The organism is Photorhabdus sp. RM322S (assembly GCF_042879395.1).
Lineage (GTDB): Bacteria > Pseudomonadota > Gammaproteobacteria > Enterobacterales > Enterobacteriaceae > Photorhabdus > Photorhabdus khanii.
In genome coordinates, this window is sequence record NZ_JBHFKW010000001.1 from 106,190 (window position 1) to 124,666 (window position 18,477).

Here is an 18,477-nt window from a genome sequence, read left to right on the forward strand (position 1 = left end):
ATGCGAATGCGATTAAACAGAATCGCTGACCTGAACCTGCGATAAAACACAGTAGAAAACCTTTAGCACTTCTACATATATCGCCCTGCCAAATAAGTAATTATCTGGGATACGTAACTGAAAACAATCGCTGGCCTAAACCAGCGATTAATTAGCAAGAGATAAGCAAGGAAATAGAATTAACGATACATCTCAAACAACGACATGCCTTTCATATCGGTAAATGTCTTATATGATGCCTGAAGCGCAGCTTGTTGCTGATAATAATTAGAAATCGTCGAGTTCCATTCCACATCGACTAATTCACTCAAACGGCTTTTATTTGCCAGGCTACGTTCTGCGCCCAAGCTGTTTAGTTCTTCAATTTCTTTCAGTTGTAAACCCAATACTGATTCCACAGAAGAAATATTATTCAACGCATTACGGGCACCACGGTTTGCCTTATTCAGCAATTCCAGCGCATCATCACGGGTTTCTTGATCTGCCCCTTTAAGTGGTGTTCTTAATGACCGAATCGCCATGTCAATGGTTTTGAATATATCCGATTCGCTAGGGCTGCCATCCGGCTCTTTTTCCGGGTTACTGGTAGAAGAGAGAAATACCTGCTCCCCGGTATGCCCGATAATCATAGAACGGTTGCTATCCACTTTCTGAGTCATTTCCTCATAGCCCCCGTTGTAACTGACTACACCGCTTTTATTCTCATCAAAAGGTTTTACATCCGTTTTATAGCCGGCAAAAATATAGCGGCCATTACCATCGGTCGAATTACCCAGATTAACCAGTTGTTCTTTAAAACCTTCCAGTTGGATAGCCAGCGAGTTACGGTCTTCATCACTCAATATACCGTTTACTGTGGCGACAAGGCTTTCACTAACATTTTGTACGACACCAACGGATTTGGATACGACGCTTAATTGCATAGAAATCGCATTTTTGGCAAATGAACGGGCCGTCATATATTGCTGATTCTGAGATTCAGCCTGAGCAACCATCACGCCCTGAGACGCGGCTATGGGATCATCTGATGGGTTTATCACTCTCTGACCACTGGATAACTGTGCTCCCTGCTGCATCCATTTTGACTGGGCCAAAGTGATACCAATCATTTTCTGGTCGTATAATATATTGGTACTTACACGCACGATATCATTCCTTTCAAATAGTTAGCTAAATACCCAGGATATCTGAGTATCCTCAGGCTATTTTTAATAAGTGCCACGTTTATCAGCGACGGATATCTAAAATGGCATTAAACAGCGTTGAGGCGGTCTGGACCACTTGCGCGTTCGCCAGATAATATTGCTGCAAACTCTGCAACGCGCCGTACTCTTCATCCATATTGACACCAGAAACAGCTTGCTGTTCAGCATAAAGCTGCTTAGTAATATTGTTCTGAGTTTTTAAATCAACATTGGCAGTGTTGGTCTGGTTACCAATCGTACTGACCATCGAAGCATAAGCGCCGGAAAATGAGGCTTTACCATCGACCAGTTTTTTGCTCTGCAATTCAGCGAGTTTTTTTACATTGACGTTATCACTTGGCCCGGAGTCTTTCGTACCGGCAGCAGCAAATTGTGATGCGTCTTTAACATTAACTTCCATGCCGCCAATAACACCACTGACCGCTTTTAGTGTGTATTGGTCATTTGCTTGTGCATTGGTTGAATTAATTTCAACTTTCAGTCCATCAAATTCCAGTGTATTGCCCGTCACTTTGGCAGAAATATCTGCTTTATCAGAGGCACGTTGTATTTTCCAATTAGCGCCATCGTAGCTGATATGGTAATCACTGGCTTTTACTACCGAGGTATCTGCATATTCCACTTTGAAATCGGCAGAACCTTTATTTTTGCTGTTGGAAATCACATCCGGGTTATTAAATGTGAAGAAATCCTTACCCGGTTCACCTTTCAAATCAAAACCAGAACGGTGAACCTGATTAAATTGATCGCCCAATACCAAGGCTAATTGGTTTAATTGATTACGGGAATTATCCAGCACTTCACTACGCGCCCGTAATGTGCCACTTAATTCACCTTGATTAATGAATTTTTCATTAATCTCAACCACGTCACCAAAACCACGATCATAACCCAGCGTGATGCGGCTACTATTCGCATTGGATGAAACAGCGTCTACTTTGTATGCGGTTGTCCCCTGAACCAGCGTCAATCCACCCGCAAAAGTTACATTATAAGAACCGCCATCCTGCTGAGTCACACTCACGCCGACCAGCTTATTCAGCTCATTGACCAATTGATCCCGCTGATCCAGTAATGCGTTTGGTTCAGCATTACTACCGCCTTTCATTCGGGTAATTTCACCATTCAGTTTGGCAATTTGCTGGGTCAAGTTATTGATGGAATCAACGCTGTCAGTTATTCCTTTGTTGATGTTGTTTTCCATATTACGCAGGAAGGTATCTGCACTCTTCAACTGGTTTACCAGCCCCTTTGCATTACCAATAGTTGTCGTTCTGGCGGCATCATCTTCAGCATTACTGATGACATTGCCTAAACTGGTAAAGAAGTCATCAATGGTGTTTGAAAGGCTATTCGCTTTATCTGCCAGCAAATTATCAATCTGGGAAATTTGCTGGGAATAAGTGGTTAATGCACCTTGTTTTGCCTGAGAAGCAGAAAGCTGGTTATTAATGAATTCATTATATTGGCGGTTAATACTGGTGACAGTAACACCATTTCCCATAAAGCCAATGGATGTCATCGTACCACCATTTTGATTTATCACTGTTGATTGCCGGTTATAACCGGGAACACGGGCGTTTGTGACGTTATTACTCACTGTTCCCAGAGCAATCTGAGCAGCCTGAAGGCCGCTCATCGCGGTATTAATAAGACTGTTGGACATCAGTAGATCCTTTTGAGTTTTAGTTATGTCTCCGCTGGCGGCGGCAAACAACCCTTCAGATAGGTAAAAACAGTGTCTGAACTGTTATAATTTATCGGCTGAACTCAATAAAACTTGAGCAAAATGTGGATCAGAACAGTTTACTTAAATCGTGGGTATACGCTTTCACCGCCTGCTCTCCGACACCTTTCAGCTGTTGAATAACCGAGACCAGTTTTTTCGCATAGCCAGGATCGGTTGCATAGCCCGCCTGTTGCAGAGAATAAGCCCCCTGCTCCGGCGTAACCGAACTGGCAACGTTGGCGTAACGGGGGCTTTCTGTCAGTAACTTGACGTAATCGGTAATCGCTTCCACGTAAGAACCATAAACACGGAAGTTATCCTTCATTTTCTGTGGTTCGCCGTTAATATATTCCGTCGTCAAGATATTGGTTACCGGCCCTTTCCAACCTTTACCCGCTTTAATACCAAACAGATTATGGCTTGGCTTACCGTCGGCAGTCAGGATTTCCCTTTGCCCCCAGCCCGATTCCAGCGCTGCCTGAGCGATAATCAGCAAATGAGGAATACCACTGCGTTGGCTGGCTATTTGAGCGGGAACGGAGAGCGCAGAAACAAAGTTGGTACTGTTCAACGGTAACGGCTTAGGCACCGTCTCCGGTTTCGACACCGTCCGGCGGATAAATTGCTCAAGCGCCTGTCTTGGCAATGTTTGCAAAACGTCGCTATCCACTGTCATGGGCATTTTCCCCGCCATTTCCCTAGGCGCGGTATTGGCGTTAGAAAGCTGTTTTAGCATCATATCGGCAAAACCCAGCCCCTTCTGAGACAGATTCTGGGCAATTTGCTGATCGTACATCGAAGTATAAAGACGTGTCTGTTCACTGCTCAGCATGCCATCTTTAGGCAGCGCCGAACGCATACTTTTCAGCATCATCTCAACAAAGATGCCTTCCATTTGTTGGGCTACCTGCCGTAGCCCTTGTTGTGAATCTTTCGCCAAACTGGATTTCAGCGCGTTAACCGATTGTACGTCATAAGCAGCGCCGGACAGGGTTGAAAAATCACTCATCAGATGATCTCCAGTTTCGCCCGCAGACAACCCGCACTTTCCATTGCCTGTAAGATTGACATTAAATCATTCGGTGTAGCACCCAATGCATTCAATGCCTGAATAACACTATTCAAACTCGCGCTGGCGTTAACCTTCTGCAACGCACCACCTTGTTCACGGACAGCCACACTGGGATTACGGGTGACAACGGTCGCACCACCTGCGAATGGGGTATTTGGCTGATTAACAACAACCGGATTATCAACAGTGACAGAAAGATTTCCCTGAGCAATGGCACAACTATCCAGCATAACGTTGCGATTCATCACCACTGAGCCGGTGCGGGAGTTAATAATCACTTTGGCATCACCCACATCAACACGGACAGTCAGGTTCTGCACATGTGAAAGGAATTTAACCTGCTCGCTCTTCTCCCTCGGCATACGTAATTGCACCGTGCGGGCATCCAACGGCGTTGCTGTCCCCGCTCCGCGCATACGATTGATCACCTCGCTGATTTGCTGTGCCAGGGAAAAATCTTCGTTATTTAACTGAAGATTAAGTATGCCATTCTCGCCAAACTGTGTCGGTAATTCACGTTCAATCACCGCGCCGTTGCTAATCCGTCCCCCCGCCAGCTGATTCACTTTCACACTGCTACCACCGGCACTGGCGCCCGCACCGCCAACCAGAATATTACCCTGAGCCAGAGCGTATATCTGATTATCAATGCCTTTTAGTGGTGTCATCAGCAAAGTACCGCCACGCAAGCTCTTGGCATTGCCCAGAGAAGAAACCACCACATCAATATTCTGTCCGGCACGGCCAAATGGCGGCAATTTTGCCGTTACCATCACAGCCGCCACGTTTTTCAACTGCATATTGGTTCCCGGAGGAACCGTAATCCCCAACTGGGATAACATATTGCTTAAACTTTGAGTGGTAAATGGCGTCTGTGTGGTCTGGTCACCGGTACCATCCAATCCAACAACCAATCCATAACCAATCAACGCATTTTCCCGCACTCCCTGAACCGTAGTGAGATCACGGATACGTTCCGCCGATGCGGTCGTTGTTATCAGAGTCAGCAATACAAGAAGAAGGCTGACAGCGAATTGTTTTATCATAACCATCCCCTTTTAAAACGGTGAAACATTCAAGAAGAAACGCTGTAACCAACCCATGTTCTGCGCTTCATTGATATAACCATTACCCACATATTCGATGCGGGCATCAGCGACCTGATTGGAGCTGACGGTATTATTGGCATTGATAGTCCGTGGGTTAACCACACCGGAGAAACGGATAAATTCTGTCCCTTGATTGATGGCAATCTGCTTTTCACCGATAACATGTAAGTTGCCGTTTGCCAGTAACTGATCAACCGTCACGGTAATCGTACCTCTGAACGTGTTATTGGCATTAGCCCCCCCTTTCCCGCCGAAAGTATTCTCACCCTCCATTTCCAGATCGGTTTTATCTCCACCCATTAACCCTTTCAGGAAACGGGGTGTCAGTGCGGCGGAAAACGTCGTTTTCCCGTTACGGCTGGCATTGGCGGAAGAACTTTTACTGGCGCTGACATTTTCCTGCAAGGTAATCGTCAGGGTATCGCCAATATTTCGGGGGCGGCGATCTTCAAATAACGGCTGATAACCATAATAAACAGGCTGCACTACCTGAAAAATAGCGCCATTAGGTACTGGCGCGGTTGCAGCAGAAGGTGCTGCGGTTGTGGCCCCCCCAACCAGCGGTTTTTGCGGGATATAAGCACAGCCCGTAAGTGACAATATCGCCAGTGCTATACTGCAACGCCATTTATTGGTCACATTTTTCCGTAAATTGCGGGTATGACAAACAACGCTAATCCCGGCCACAGCCATTGTATCCATCTTCGATACTCTTAATTTATCTCTGAATAACGGGGAAATCGCGTTCCCCCGTGGTTCTGATTGATGATTAGGTTACAACTGAGTCAGTTTTTGCAGCATCTGATCAGAAGTCGACACAGCCTTACTGTTTATTTCATAAGCCCGCTGCGTCTGAATCATGTTGACCAATTCTTCAGCCACATTGACGTTAGATGTTTCTACATATTTATGTATGAGCAATCCAGCGCCATTTATTCCTGGTGTATTTTCAGCCGGTACCCCAGAGCTGTTGGTCTCCAGATAAAGGTTTTCACCCATACTTTCCAACCCGCTGTCATTGATAAAGGTTGTCAGGGTAAGTTGCCCAACTTGCTGAAGTGCCGATTGCCCCTGTATTTTCACACTGACAACACCATCACGGCTAATGGCGATATCCGTCGCGTTATCAGGAATGGTAATGGTAGGGAATATCAAAAAACCGCTAGCGGTAGTCAACTGCCCATTTGGATCTTCCTGAAATGAACCGTCGCGAGTGTAAGCACTGGTACCATCAGGTAGCTGAACCTGAAAGAAACCCTTCCCTCTAATGGCAACATTATGACTGTTATTAGTTCCAGATAGGTTTCCCTGACTATGTATACGTTCTGTTGCTACCGGACGCACCCCGGTACCTATCTGTAAACCAGAAGGTAAGCGGGTTTGTTCCGATGTCATCGCTCCTGGTTGACGAATGGTCTGGTAAAGCAGATCTTCAAAAACGGCACGCTGGCGTTTAAAACCATTGGTGCTGACGTTTGCCAGATTATTGGCAATCACATCCATATTGGTTTGCTGGGCATCCAACCCTGTTTTAGCAATCCATAATGATCGGATCATCGATTTTATCCTCTGTATCTAAATCAACTCATTGATAACAGTTGATTAGCACGTTGTGCATTTTCATCTGAGCTATGAATGACTTTCATCTGCATTTCAAAACGACGGGCGTTGGCAATCATACTCACCATACTTTCCATCGGGTTGACGTTACTTCCTTCAAGAGTACCGGGCATTAATTTCACCTCATCGCTGGCAGGTAAGACATCACCCTGTAACGCTTGTGCCTGTTCAGTCATATGGAAGAGACCATCATCACCACGGACAAGTTGATTGCTCTCTGGTTTTACCATTTTCAATCGACCAAGTTGCCCTAATAGTGTCGGCGGATCACCGGCAACCAATGCAGATAGCGAACCATCAGCTGCCAAGGTTAATTCAGCGTGCGGAGGAACCTCTATCGGGCCATTATCACTCATCAACAAGTTACCTTGAACAGTTAACTGACCTTCCGCTGAAATCTGAATGCTGCCGTTACGCGTATAAGCCTCAGAACCATCTTCAAGCTGAACCGCCAGATATCCTCCCTGCCCAATCGCCACATCCAGCGGACGCGCGGTATAGTTCATCGGCCCCTGACGATGGTCAACGCCCGGTGTTGAAGCCACAACCAAAGTACGGGTGTTATAAGCAGCCCCTTCAACAGGAACCGCCCGCAATGCAGCCAGTTGTGCCTTAAAACCCGGCGTTGATGCATTTGCCAGGTTATTTGCCGTCACCGCCTGATGTTCCAGTGTCTGACGAGCACCGCCCATTGCGGTATAGATGACATGATCCATAATGCTATCCTGAAACTATCAGCGCAAACTGACCAGAGTTTGCAGGATCTGATCCTGAGTTTTAATGGTCTGGGCATTGGATTGATAGTTGCGCTGTGTCACGATCATATTGACCAGTTCCTGACTCATATCAACGTTGGATGATTCCAATGTATTACTGAGCAATTTACCAAAATTGCCTGAACCCGCAGTACCCACCACCGGGCTGCCAGAAGCGCCGGTTTCTGACCACACGTTGTCACCCTGTGCTGCCAGTCCTTCCGGGTTAGCAAAGTTAGTCATTACAATCTGCCCAAGCAATTGGGATTGCTGATTGGAATAGGTACCGACGACGCTACCATCGTTCTCAATACGGTAGCCACTAAACTGACCAGCAGCATAACCGTTCTGGGTAGGTTTGGTTACGCTGTCAGCATCAATTTTTTGTTGCCGGCTGTTATTAAAATTAATCGTAATATCCGAAGCCAAAGAACCATTCAGTGAAGGAACGTTAAACGTGAACTGGTTATCATTACCAATGACTTTACCGTTACCATCAAATTTCAGGGTTCCGAGTGAAGCTTCTTTAGCACCGGCAACATCCCCATCCCGCGCATAAACTTGCCATTCGTTATCATTTGTTTTTACAAAGAAAATACTAATACCATGCGGGTTGCCCAAACTGTCGAAAACGGTGATCGTGTTAGGGTAGTTATAAGAGTCCGGCTTATCTGGCGAGAAAGCCTCCGTTGGTACTTTATGCATCGAATTAAGGTTCGCTTGCATCGTCACCTCAGTTGTCGCTTTAGCCAACAACATATCCTGAGATACCGTAATCGCTACCGGGTTAGCACCCTTCTGAACCTGCGGTACCCCCCCATTGATACTCACTGCCGGATAACCTGTCAGCTTCATGCCTTGCATGTTGATAATGTTACGGTTCTCGTCCATTTTGAACTGGCCGTTACGGGAATAGTAGATCCCACCATTACTGTCTTGCAGACGGAAAAAACCACTTTGCGTGATCGCCAGGTCGAGAGGGCGGTTGGTGGTAGTTGGTGTACCATCTTTAAAGTTCTGGTTAATACCCGACATTTTTACCCCCAGACCCACCTGAGAGCCAGCAAAGATGTCAGCAAAAGCAGCAGTACTGGATTTAAAGCCATATGTCGCTGCGTTAGCGATATTATTACCTATAACATCCAGATTAGCTGACGCTGCATTCAAGCCACTCACTGCTTGTGAAAAAGCCATATTACTCTCCGTTAAAATGCTTGTTTGTTAAAGAATCTGACGTACCTGATCCATAGTGACGGTACCAAACCGCCCTAAATCTAACTTAGCGCCGTCCGCATCACGGGTAACGCCTTTCACAACAGCGAACATCAGTGGCTGATACACTCTCTGCTCGCCTTTATAGCTGGCTGCGATGGTGATTTTATAAGCGCCATTCGCAACCGTAGTGCCAGTGCCATCTCCTTTTATGCCATCCCAGCCGAAGCTATGGGCCCCCGCTTCCAGCGCACCGAGATCAATTTGGCTTACAACAGCCCCTTGTTTATCCGTAATGGTCACGTTCACACTATCCGCCGGCCTTTCCAGCTCAATACCAAATGGCGTAATACTGGCCCCCCCGTCTTCGCTGGGACCAACCAGAATCGTATCGCCGGGGATCATAACGCCGCGCCCAATCAAAGCTGATGCCTGTAAAGACTGGCTATTATTAATCTGACCAACAATAGACCCCAACGTGGTATTCAGCCTCTCGATCCCTTCTAGCGTGTTAATCTGCGCTAAATGGGAGGTCAACTCATTGTTCTTCATCGGGTTAGTTGGATCTTGGTTTTTAATCTGTGCAATCAGCAGTTGCATAAAGTTGCTATTCAGCTCTTTGCTGTTCTTCTTTGTATCGCTAGACGATGCCATCTCCCCAATGATGGTGTTATCCATTGGTTCGTTCATTGCACTGGCAATTCCCATGAGTCGCTCCTGTTACTGACCTAACGTTAATGTTTTCAGCATTATCGACTTGGTTGTATTCAGTACCTCAACGTTGGCCTGATAGCTACGGGAAGCCGAAATGGTATTAATCATTTCCCCAACCACATCAACGTTTGGCATTCGTACATAACCCTTCTCATCGGCCAGCGGGTGCCCTGGCTGATACTCAAGGCGGAAAGGTGTTGGATCATCAACAATTTCACTGACCCGAACACCGCCTGTTTCTTGTCCTGCCGGTGCGGCGACACGGAAAACCACCTGTTTCGCCCGGTATGGCTGGCCATCAGGCCCTGAAACGCTATCGGCATTCGCCATATTGCTGGCACTGACATTTAATCGTTGGGATTGAGCTGATAATGCCGAACCGGCAATATCAAAAACACTGAGTAAAGACATGGCCTTTATCCTTGCTGTAAGACTGACATCATGCTTTTAACCTGGGAGCTGGTCGCCGTCAGTTCAGCCTGATATTTCAGGCTGTTATCCATAAAATTGCCGCGCTCCATATCCATATCCACCGTGTTGCCATCCATCGCCGCCTGATAAGGCACCCGATACAGCAAGTCCATCTCCATTCTCTTCTGAGGCTGAATTGGAATATGCCGAGCCGATGTCAGCGTCAGCCCGATCCCGTTTCCGGTGACCCGACCGTGCGCAATGGTTTTTTTCAGTTGTGTGGCGAAATCAATATCCCGCGCCTGATACCCTGGAGTATCCGCATTGGCGATATTCGCGGACAATATTTCCTGTCGCCGTGATCGCAATGACAAAGCTTCCTGCTGAAAATGAAAGGCTGCATCTAATTTATCGAGCATATTCCTCCCTCTTATGTGACTTACCTGTGTTATGAACCTTAATAGCGCAATTCGCGATCGCGAAATTCGCAGTAGACAGAATAAACGCAGAAAGAAAAGCCTATCGGATGAATAGACGCTAATTGAATTGCTATTTATCCCATTAACCGATATCCAATGCGGGTACACTGTGCGCCACCCAACAGCCGCGGATTTATCTACTTTATTGACAAAATAATAAGAGCGAGAAAATGCAAGCTATAAAGATTATCGGGCTATTCGCGTTTTTCTTTATGAATTCGATGGCATGGGGAAATAATCTGCCTCAGGCTATAACGCATTATTTTCAGCAGATACACAGGGATAATCATCAAAAAGTTTCTGTTGAAATCAGAACACCGGAACGGCAATGGCCTCAGTGTGAATCACCGGAAATTCACCCTCCTATTAGTAATCAAAACTGGGGAAATATCTCTTTACCTATCGTTTGTCATCAAAAACGCAAATTTATTCAGGTCGCTGTCAGCGTTACAGGACATTATTGGGTTACCCGCCGCGCCCTCTCCCGTAATGATGTTTTATCGGAGAAAGATTTTCAGGTCAGAAGCGGATTGCTGGAAAAATTACCGAACGATCTGATTATTAACAAAAATGAAATAAAAAACAGTGTTGCTATACGCAGCATTCCGACAGGACAGGCAATCACCCGCAATATGTTACGCCGCCCGTGGGCTGTACGGGCAGGTCAAAATGTGGGGGTGATTGTACAAGGAAAGGGTTTTCAGATACGTAATGAAGGGAAAGCTATTAATAACGCTGTAACTTCTGATAAAGTCAGGGTCCGAATGAATTCAGGGCACGTTATAACCGGCCAAGCACTAGAAAACGGCAGTGTAAAAATCATGTTATAAGTTGCTAAAGTTTTCTTTTACTGTGCCGATATAACCAGCAGAGCATGATTTGCAGGTATGCAAATGGCATGTAACCTGCTCCGATCCATAGGTGAACCTATGCCTGGCCATAAAGGATAATGATTATGAGTATCGAACGCACTCAACCCTTATTAGCTATCGCTGCTGTTCAACAGCGACCAACTAATGAAAGCGCCCAGGGCACCCGAAAAACCTCCGGCGTTACGTTAAAAAGCACTGATGCACAAGTAAAACTGAGCGAAACACAAACAAAACTGGTTCAGCCGAGCAGCGAGGATATCAACATCCAAAAAGTGCAAAAACTGAAAGACGCTATCGCTCAGGGAACCTTAAAAATGAACAGCGGTAAAATCGCAGACGCTCTGTTCAGAGAAGCCGCCGAAAATTTTCCGTATTATAAAAAGTAATTAAACCCGTTATGGAAGAACTTCAACAATTACTCGAACAGCAAGTTACCTATTTAACCTCGCTGACCCAAACAATGGCGGAAGAACAGCGTATTCTGTGCGAGGGTTTTATTGAAGCACGAGATTTGCACCGGGTAACAGAACGAAAAAATTTTCTGTTATCCGCGTTTGGCCATTTAGAACAGCAACGTCTTAATTTAAGCAAAGAATTAAAGGCCATTGCCCCTTATGATAAACAGCCTATGCTTGCCAGATTGTGGCAACAGATCGGCAAAGCAACTATCCAGGTTCGTGATTCAAACGCCCATAATGGTCTGTTGTTAGCCCAGCATCTTGAGTTAAATAGCAAAGCTATCGCTTTTCTAAAAAGCCACCACAGCCCCTCTCTTTATGGTTCAGACGGCCAGGCTACCCGTCACTCCATGTTTTCCGGCCATAAAGTCCAGGTTTGATTCAGCGCATTACCGCCCATCGCGGTAGTGCCGTTTTTTATTGTTTTGATAGTATTTATTAGCGCCGCCTTCCTGTTCAACCCGAGCTTCGTAGCTGCTCACGGAGTCCTCAGGTATGAATAATTCAAACGAAAAGTATTGTGAAACTGTTATTACAATCAGGGAAGAAAAGATTAGCAACAATCACCATTTGTAAGTCAATGTAACAATTGCACAACTATAATGTTTTGCGTGTTACGAAAATATATTGCAGAATAGGGATAAACGACAACGGGTATTGACAATATAATTTTTAATTACGTAACGTACGAGTTTCAACTTCAGGAACAATATTGATGCACAAGCAACTAAAAAAAAGAAAATCGAGCGGACAACAGATACCAAAAACGCCTCAGCAACAATTCAAAGCTTACTGGAAGTCCATCGAAAAATACCAATTGAAGATCGCCAAGCTACAACAGCAACAAGACGACTTGTTCATGCGCTTTCAACAAGAGGTTTTACCGGTAGAGCATCAATATATACAGTCCAGATATGATAAAGCGGCACGGTTGCTTTCATTTGCCGATAAAAAATCGCTGGGGAAAAACCAACGGAGAGAATTATTTTTCTGGATAGAAGAAGAACTTGCTGAGTTATGTGCTTACCCCTTTAACGAAAACCTTGATCTCAATAAGTTGACCGATCACTTTGCCAATCTTCATGCGTTGAAAGAGGAAGCTCCAACACCAGAACAGATGGCTGATATCCGGCAGACTCTGGATGAATATTTTGATTTTAGTGAAGAAATATCTGATGAAGAATTACTTGATATGATGAAAAGCCCTGAGAAAATGCGTGCCACCATAGAACAGCATTTTCAACGGGAATCAGAACATTTCTACGATGAATATGATGCAGAAGATACCGATGATTTCGACCCTGCGGAAGAAGACCAGAGAAAACTGGATGATTTATTTAAATCGCAGGAAGTAAGCCAAATGTATAGAAAAATAGCCAAGGTATTACATCCGGATCGTGAACAGGATTTAGATGAGAAAAAGAAAAAAAACCAGTTGATGGTACAGTTATCAAAAGCTAAGAAAGATAATGATGTCTGGACGATAATAAACATGTACCACAAGTATATTGATCCAACTTTCAGTTTTAACAGTCGGGATATATCCGACATCAATAAGTTGCTAAAAGCACGTATCGATATCCTGACCAGTGAACTTAATCAGCTAAAAAAATCTGATTCGTTACCGGGCATGATTTGGAGCACACTGGGAGGTGAAACATCGAAGGTAATAGAAGATAACCTACGCGAGCACTGCAAAAAATTGCAGCAAAATATAGAAAACGAAATCCAACTGCGCGAAAGCCTGCGTTCACTCACCGTACTAAAAAGCTACCTTGCGGAGCGACGTGATGCCTTTGAACTTCAACAGGATATTATCGACTATCTTTTCAAACAATATTGAATCCACTGAGCCTGACGGAAATTTCAGCGCATTACCGCCCATTGCGGTAGTGCCGTCTTCTTGTATTTTGTCCAGTTCCTGCGTTTCAATCTGCTGATACTGATCGTTAACGCATCCAGATGCGTTTCCCAGGGAAGCCGGTTCTCATCCTGTTCGGCTCGCATTCCATTGCGCCGGACTCACAATAACTGCAATCGGACATCATCATATTGGGCACTCTATCACCACCCCTTGTAGGTAGTAAGGTTAAAACGGGCTGATTGATAAACATTGCATACGACAAAAAACCACGGGAACCGTGGTTTTTTTTGATAGCTGAATCTTTTTCTCAGATTTACTGGATCTGACGAAGAGACAAACTGTAAATATATTCATGAGCGGGGGACTGATCCGGATAGACCAACTGAATCTGTAGGGGCAGATCAGTTCCTGGATCAATGGTGTGTGTACTCTTATTCGTCAGGAAGACCATATCACCGCTCTCACGTTTGTCCAGCCAGTTTTTCTGTGTTTCGTACCAGGTTTCCGAAACATGTGCTCCCTGAGGGAGCTGAAAAGAAAGTTCCCACAAAGTGACCCGGACATTAGCTGACTTCATTGTCAGCATATAACTGTGTAAATACCCCCCCTCAGCAGCCCAGCTTGCCTGAAACGACTGTAAAACTACAAGAGGTCTTTCCACAGTGACGTTAACTATTGCTGCTTTTTCACTATCACCATCATTCACATATCCGGGAGGTAATGTCAGTGTACAGTCCAGTCGTGCACTGCCTGTCTTATTGTCTGCCGGAATCAACTCAACATTAATGACCTTTGAATCTTTTGGGGGAATATTGATTTCCGACTGGAAAGCGCCAACGGTAAATAGGGTCGCATCACTCGTATCAAAAGCCACCTTAATGTTGGCAATGGGCTCAGCACTTTCGTTAGTAATTTTAACGGGCACCTGAAGGGGGCCCCCAGTCAGTAAATCAATCTGACGATCTATGGTAATGCGCAGCGTTACGGCACTCTGAACTTTTGTTGACACAACACGCTGAGAGTCTCCTGTATTAGCGAATTCTTTTGGTACAAAGAGACCGAACGTCAACGATGACTCACCGAGATTCAGGCCAGTAACAGGAACAGAGACAATAACACTGTCGTTAGCAGAAATGGTTCCTGGCTGAAGATATGAACCTACAGATATAATATCCGAATTCTTCGCTGTTACTTTCAGTTCTGTATCCGGAACATTGATATCGCTTAAGTTTTTTATTATTAACTCAACGGGTTCGGTTTTGTTTAATCCTATAATTACCGGATTATCGGATTCCATCCTCAACTGAACTGAAAACAAATCCACTCTTGCTTGTGCATTATAAACATTATCGCCTTCATTGATAAATCCGAGAGGAGTATGAAGAGTGAAAGTTAATGACGTCTGGCCCACCTGCTTGCCGGTCACAGGTACTGTGACGGTAACAGAACTTTTTGCCGGAATTATCCCGGGTTGTTCGAATGAGCCAACTGATACCACGTTACTGTTGCCAGATTTTACCTCCAACGTTGTATTCGGCACATCAATATCACTCAGGTTTTCAATCTTGAGTTCGAGGTTTATATTTTGATTAATTTTTAAAACTACAGGGCTAACAGAGGACATTTTCAGTTTAACAAGCTTAACCGGTGCTGCAACAACTGAGCGCGTTCTGTCATTCCACCCCTGTCCCACGAGTGAAGGAATATCTGTCATGGAGGGAACATTCAGGATCTGGCCATTAAGGTTAAGACCAGCCACGAGTGTTCCAGCATGATTCATATTGTTCACTACACAGGAAACCCCATCATGGTGTCCAACATAAAAACCGTAAGATTCGAGCTGAGCCTGATCCAGTTGTACATTAGGAGATATTAAAAGTATATCACCCAGTTCTTGTTGATTAAAATTAATGTTGGTATACAGAGCCATTTTACCCGGAGGGCATTTATCCTTACCCGCGGCATTTTTAATCAGCTGTACATCATTGTTCATAGTTAATCACCTTATTTTAAATTTAAATATCAAAGCGAAGCTGTGAAATACAAGATGCGTCAATATAATGCATGGGTTATTTTGAATAACCCAAACAACAAGAGATTAGTTCATCTTTACGATTATCTCCAGAGCCGTTTACGATTTACATGGACGCCGCCGTGCAACAACTCAGGCAAGAGGGATATCCGGTTCATGACGAAGATGTGAAGAGGTTGTCTCCACTACACCTTTACGGTTCCAGAAGCCGTCAGCAGAGGGGAGTTAAGACCCTTCAATGAAGATAATTAACATATTGATTTATAATTAAATGGCTATTTAAAATGACTGCTTAACATCGTTTATTGTTCTGTTGCTCCCACCCCCCCTATATACAAAAAATTTCACCGTGAAGTTTTTTGGGGATGACCTGCTATTATGCAAATTTATTGAGAAAATAGAGAGCATCGCATTTCAAATGCCCTCTGAATAATTCCCCAAAATTACATCATTTTTTTCTGAAATGCGGTTATATTATTAATCATGTCTTCAAGATTACGGCTCTTTTTAATTATTTCATCTATCTCTTTATCCAATATATCATCATTTAATTTCCCTTGAGCTAGGTGATATATTATCCTCGGTAAAAATGTGAGGTGTAAATCACTTATTTCCATTTTACTTGCCGGCGTATCTTCTTTTGATTGCGAAGGTATAAAGGTTGGTTTATCTTTTCTAGGTTTCTCTAATGTAAAAACATCCTCAAAAGTATCTACATTCATGATACGTTCACCTAACCACCAATTTTCTTTTTGTATCCCATACCATTTTAATAATGTTGCTATAAATGAAGTTGATTCGTAATGTAATGGTTTCGTGGGTCTGAATAGCGTGTTCTTTTCTATCCATGGAGAAACCAAAATAGTAGGCACCCTCACGCCAAGCAAATCAAAATTAAATCCTGGATAAGTATCTCCTATATAAGGGTTATTTAAATATGGTGGTGACACATGATCATATATTCCACCATGTTCATCAAAAGTAATTACTAATAGTGTATTTTCCCAATCAGGACCTTCAATTAGCGCATTATAGATATCATTTAATGCGTGCTCTCCATGTACTAAGTCTTGAACTGGATGGTATGAATTAGACATAATCCCATTATCACAATCTAACCAAGCGGGTTCTATAAAACTAAAACTGGGTAAGTTTCCACTCTTTGCATCTGCAAAAAATTTACTCATTCCCTGAACATAATCATCTTTATTTTTATCTACTGTCTCAATATGAGATTTTAAAAAAAGATGATATGTATAGTAGAAATCAGGCCAAAGAGAATAATTATAAATCTTCCAATCTGTAATACCATTGCTCCATAATGTATCCCATATTGAGCTGCGGTGTGGACTATTAGGCCAATTAATATAAATTGAACCTGATACGAAGTTCTCCACAACGCCAAATGATGAACCTGTCAATGAAAAAGCCCGATTAACATCCGTTGGGCCGGGTAATGAACAAAACCACTTATCAGAAATAGCATAGTTTTCAGCAAGTCCGTTTAATATGTTTAGCTGATTAGGTGTATAAGCTAACATTGTTTCCCCATTGCCATTTTCCTGAACAAAACCAGCCATAGAAGGCTTCTTTTTTTCCTTATAAAGATCCGTATGAGTTTCGCCAAAAATTTGTTTCATTACTGACTGATGATCATGGTGTGGATCATATCCAGGGACAATTAATGGAGCCTTCTTTCCGTCTTTGTATTTTCCTTGATATATAACACTTGCATTTTTATCAATATTAAAATTATTATCGCTATCGCAACCATCAAATTTCTTATTTCTATTATCACCGATAATTACAGAAGGAGCATTTTTCTCATATAACCAACCACATGCATGATCCAACGATCTGTTTTCAAACATAACATAGACTATTTTTCTTATTTTATTTCTCATAAACCCAATAGTTCCTGGTGACAAATCACTATTCAACAGGCTCATGGGCATCATGGGAGAAAAACCAATATTTATAGAATTATCATTAAATACATCAAGTAAGCTAATATCGCCATTATTGCTATTAATAGCACTTATATTATTAAAAAATGGCTCACCGTTACCGTTGATATATGCTGGGTTTATTTTCCATACGTTAATTTTGTTATCTTTTCCAATATCAATAAGATAATCACCTATATTTATTTTTTTACTCTCTAAATTTATAAATGACAACCTAGTGTTATTACTGGCTTTTTTTCCTGCCAAATTCCACTCTAAAGAGGGATCAAATATCCAAAGTTCATTTTTCGAGAGATCTTTGGGTATACTTAATAAATAATTCTGAAAAGGTATGATTATATGATCAACCCACGTTTTCCATAATGTTTTTTGCTGTTTAACAGGTGTTCTTGCTATCACATCATCACCTTGTGGATCAAATGGATAACACGAATAACCGCCTGTTCTGGGAGTCCAGAATAAAAGAAAATTACCCAAAGGTATAATGTTACATCCTTCTACTATATTACGGAAGATACCAGATTTATCAGGAATTTTAGATAAAAAAGTCATTTTATAAGGATCAAATTTAACTTCAAATAATTTATATTCATGAGTTTCATAATCAGTCATAATAATATAGTTACCTATCGACACTATATTATGACTCTTTTTACCAATCAGCCAATTAAAACTAATAAATGGCGAAGATGAGATGATACTATTTTCAACCAAATTGATATTCCAAAGAGTAATCCTCCCAGTATCCTTATTCCAGTTTAAAATGAATTTAAAATTATCGTCCGATGATCTGGCCAAAGATTCTTTATTATTATCAGATTGCATATGACATTCTCCACTGTTATTAAATTCATAATGGTTTTCTATTTCAGACTCACATTTATTCTATCGAGATTTAAGCATAAAAATAACCCTCACAATGAATTGTAGACCAGATAAGTTTACCTAATTGGCTAATTATTATTTTTCTTAAAAAAA

Annotated in this window: 18 protein-coding genes; 4 read left to right on the plus strand and 14 right to left on the minus strand. The window is 43.1% G+C overall.

From position 1 onward, the window contains the following. Positions 1–179 precede the first annotated feature (179 nt). The 11 genes from flgL to flgB all read right to left on the minus strand — a co-directional run bounded on the left by flgL (position 180) and on the right by flgB (position 10,246). Complete coding sequence (flgL, locus tag ACGF63_RS00560) at positions 180–1,145, minus strand: flagellar hook-associated protein FlgL (RefSeq protein WP_036849028.1); 966 nt, start codon at positions 1,143–1,145, stop codon at positions 180–182. A gap of 82 nt (positions 1,146–1,227) precedes the next feature. Further along, positions 1,228–2,871: a flagellar hook-associated protein FlgK gene (flgK, locus tag ACGF63_RS00565; RefSeq protein ID WP_036849026.1), complete on the minus strand. Its 1,644-nt coding sequence runs from the start codon at positions 2,869–2,871 to the stop codon at positions 1,228–1,230. 130 nt (positions 2,872–3,001) lie between these two features. Further along, on the minus strand, positions 3,002–3,943 hold the full coding sequence (gene flgJ, locus ACGF63_RS00570) for a flagellar assembly peptidoglycan hydrolase FlgJ (protein ID WP_152962991.1): 942 nt from the start codon (positions 3,941–3,943) through the stop codon (positions 3,002–3,004). Next, positions 3,943–5,052, minus strand: a complete 1,110-nt coding sequence (locus ACGF63_RS00575) for a flagellar basal body P-ring protein FlgI (protein WP_387628150.1) — start codon at positions 5,050–5,052, stop codon at positions 3,943–3,945. Before ACGF63_RS00575 ends, flgJ begins: the two co-directional genes overlap by 1 nt. A 12-nt stretch (positions 5,053–5,064) precedes the next feature. Continuing rightward, positions 5,065–5,817 (minus strand): flagellar basal body L-ring protein FlgH, encoded by a 753-nt coding sequence (locus ACGF63_RS00580; RefSeq protein ID WP_036849019.1) that lies wholly within the window; start codon positions 5,815–5,817, stop codon positions 5,065–5,067. Positions 5,818–5,889: 72 nt separating this feature from the next. Continuing rightward, positions 5,890–6,672 carry a flagellar basal-body rod protein FlgG gene (flgG, locus tag ACGF63_RS00585; RefSeq protein ID WP_132355954.1) on the minus strand — a complete coding sequence of 261 codons (783 nt, stop codon included), beginning with the start codon at positions 6,670–6,672 and terminating at the stop codon, positions 5,890–5,892. Between the two features lie 23 nt (positions 6,673–6,695). After that, positions 6,696–7,451 carry a flagellar basal body rod protein FlgF gene (locus tag ACGF63_RS00590; RefSeq protein ID WP_152962989.1) on the minus strand — a complete coding sequence of 252 codons (756 nt, stop codon included), beginning with the start codon at positions 7,449–7,451 and terminating at the stop codon, positions 6,696–6,698. An 18-nt stretch (positions 7,452–7,469) separates the two neighbouring features. Then, on the minus strand, positions 7,470–8,684 hold the full coding sequence (flgE, locus tag ACGF63_RS00595) for a flagellar hook protein FlgE (RefSeq protein ID WP_152962988.1): 1,215 nt from the start codon (positions 8,682–8,684) through the stop codon (positions 7,470–7,472). 27 nt (positions 8,685–8,711) lie between these two features. Beyond that, on the minus strand, positions 8,712–9,410 hold the full coding sequence (gene flgD, locus ACGF63_RS00600; RefSeq protein WP_036849012.1) for a flagellar hook assembly protein FlgD: 699 nt from the start codon (positions 9,408–9,410) through the stop codon (positions 8,712–8,714). A 12-nt stretch (positions 9,411–9,422) separates the two neighbouring features. Further along, entirely contained in the window at positions 9,423–9,827 is a 405-nt protein-coding gene (flgC, locus tag ACGF63_RS00605; RefSeq protein ID WP_036849009.1) for a flagellar basal body rod protein FlgC, read from the minus strand. Between the two features lie 5 nt (positions 9,828–9,832). After that, positions 9,833–10,246 (minus strand): flagellar basal body rod protein FlgB, encoded by a 414-nt coding sequence (flgB, locus tag ACGF63_RS00610; protein ID WP_036849007.1) that lies wholly within the window; start codon positions 10,244–10,246, stop codon positions 9,833–9,835. 230 nt (positions 10,247–10,476) lie between these two features. Between flgB and flgA the strand changes: the two genes are divergently transcribed. From flgA to ACGF63_RS00630, 4 genes are all read left to right on the plus strand, one after another. Then, a complete protein-coding gene (gene flgA, locus ACGF63_RS00615; RefSeq protein WP_387628160.1) occupies positions 10,477–11,136 on the plus strand; it encodes a flagellar basal body P-ring formation chaperone FlgA in 660 nt (219 codons plus the stop codon). A 125-nt stretch (positions 11,137–11,261) separates the two neighbouring features. Next, positions 11,262–11,564 carry a flagellar biosynthesis anti-sigma factor FlgM gene (flgM, locus tag ACGF63_RS00620; RefSeq protein WP_036849003.1) on the plus strand — a complete coding sequence of 101 codons (303 nt, stop codon included), beginning with the start codon at positions 11,262–11,264 and terminating at the stop codon, positions 11,562–11,564. Between the two features lie 11 nt (positions 11,565–11,575). Beyond that, positions 11,576–12,016 carry a flagella synthesis protein FlgN gene (locus ACGF63_RS00625; RefSeq protein ID WP_152962985.1) on the plus strand — a complete coding sequence of 147 codons (441 nt, stop codon included), beginning with the start codon at positions 11,576–11,578 and terminating at the stop codon, positions 12,014–12,016. Between the two features lie 335 nt (positions 12,017–12,351). After that, a complete protein-coding gene (locus ACGF63_RS00630) occupies positions 12,352–13,479 on the plus strand; it encodes a hypothetical protein (RefSeq protein WP_152962984.1) in 1,128 nt (375 codons plus the stop codon). Positions 13,480–13,502: 23 nt separating this feature from the next. On the opposite strand, the gene ACGF63_RS00635 is transcribed toward ACGF63_RS00630, so the two are convergent. From ACGF63_RS00635 to ACGF63_RS00645, 3 genes are all read right to left on the minus strand, one after another. Then, entirely contained in the window at positions 13,503–13,643 is a 141-nt protein-coding gene (locus ACGF63_RS00635; RefSeq protein ID WP_152962983.1) for a hypothetical protein, read from the minus strand. Between the two features lie 170 nt (positions 13,644–13,813). Beyond that, positions 13,814–15,493 (minus strand): hypothetical protein, encoded by a 1,680-nt coding sequence (locus ACGF63_RS00640; RefSeq protein WP_152962982.1) that lies wholly within the window; start codon positions 15,491–15,493, stop codon positions 13,814–13,816. 482 nt (positions 15,494–15,975) lie between these two features. Further along, positions 15,976–18,324 (minus strand): alkaline phosphatase family protein, encoded by a 2,349-nt coding sequence (locus ACGF63_RS00645; RefSeq protein ID WP_152962981.1) that lies wholly within the window; start codon positions 18,322–18,324, stop codon positions 15,976–15,978. Between the last annotated feature and the right edge of the window lie 153 nt (positions 18,325–18,477).

Bases quoted from the DNA above. Each gene is read 5' to 3' on its own strand.
- ACGF63_RS00625 (WP_152962985.1), top strand. From the start codon at position 11,576: ATGGAAGAACTTCAACAATTACTCGAACAGCAAGTTACCTATTTAACC.
- flgE (WP_152962988.1), bottom strand. From the start codon at position 8,684: ATGGCTTTTTCACAAGCAGTGAGTGGCTTGAATGCAGCGTCAGCTAAT.
- flgC (WP_036849009.1), bottom strand. From the start codon at position 9,827: ATGTCTTTACTCAGTGTTTTTGATATTGCCGGTTCGGCATTATCAGCT.
- flgM (WP_036849003.1), top strand. From the start codon at position 11,262: ATGAGTATCGAACGCACTCAACCCTTATTAGCTATCGCTGCTGTTCAA.
- flgD (WP_036849012.1), bottom strand. From the start codon at position 9,410: ATGGGAATTGCCAGTGCAATGAACGAACCAATGGATAACACCATCATT.
- flgA (WP_387628160.1), top strand. From the start codon at position 10,477: ATGCAAGCTATAAAGATTATCGGGCTATTCGCGTTTTTCTTTATGAAT.
- ACGF63_RS00630 (WP_152962984.1), top strand. From the start codon at position 12,352: ATGCACAAGCAACTAAAAAAAAGAAAATCGAGCGGACAACAGATACCA.
- flgB (WP_036849007.1), bottom strand. From the start codon at position 10,246: ATGCTCGATAAATTAGATGCAGCCTTTCATTTTCAGCAGGAAGCTTTG.
- ACGF63_RS00645 (WP_152962981.1), bottom strand. From the start codon at position 18,324: ATGCAATCTGATAATAATAAAGAATCTTTGGCCAGATCATCGGACGAT.
- ACGF63_RS00635 (WP_152962983.1), bottom strand. From the start codon at position 13,643: ATGCGAGCCGAACAGGATGAGAACCGGCTTCCCTGGGAAACGCATCTG.
- flgG (WP_132355954.1), bottom strand. From the start codon at position 6,672: ATGATCCGATCATTATGGATTGCTAAAACAGGGTTGGATGCCCAGCAA.
- ACGF63_RS00590 (WP_152962989.1), bottom strand. From the start codon at position 7,451: ATGGATCATGTCATCTATACCGCAATGGGCGGTGCTCGTCAGACACTG.
- ACGF63_RS00580 (WP_036849019.1), bottom strand. From the start codon at position 5,817: ATGGATACAATGGCTGTGGCCGGGATTAGCGTTGTTTGTCATACCCGC.
- flgJ (WP_152962991.1), bottom strand. From the start codon at position 3,943: ATGAGTGATTTTTCAACCCTGTCCGGCGCTGCTTATGACGTACAATCG.
- ACGF63_RS00640 (WP_152962982.1), bottom strand. From the start codon at position 15,493: ATGAACAATGATGTACAGCTGATTAAAAATGCCGCGGGTAAGGATAAA.
- flgK (WP_036849026.1), bottom strand. From the start codon at position 2,871: ATGTCCAACAGTCTTATTAATACCGCGATGAGCGGCCTTCAGGCTGCT.
- ACGF63_RS00575 (WP_387628150.1), bottom strand. From the start codon at position 5,052: ATGATAAAACAATTCGCTGTCAGCCTTCTTCTTGTATTGCTGACTCTG.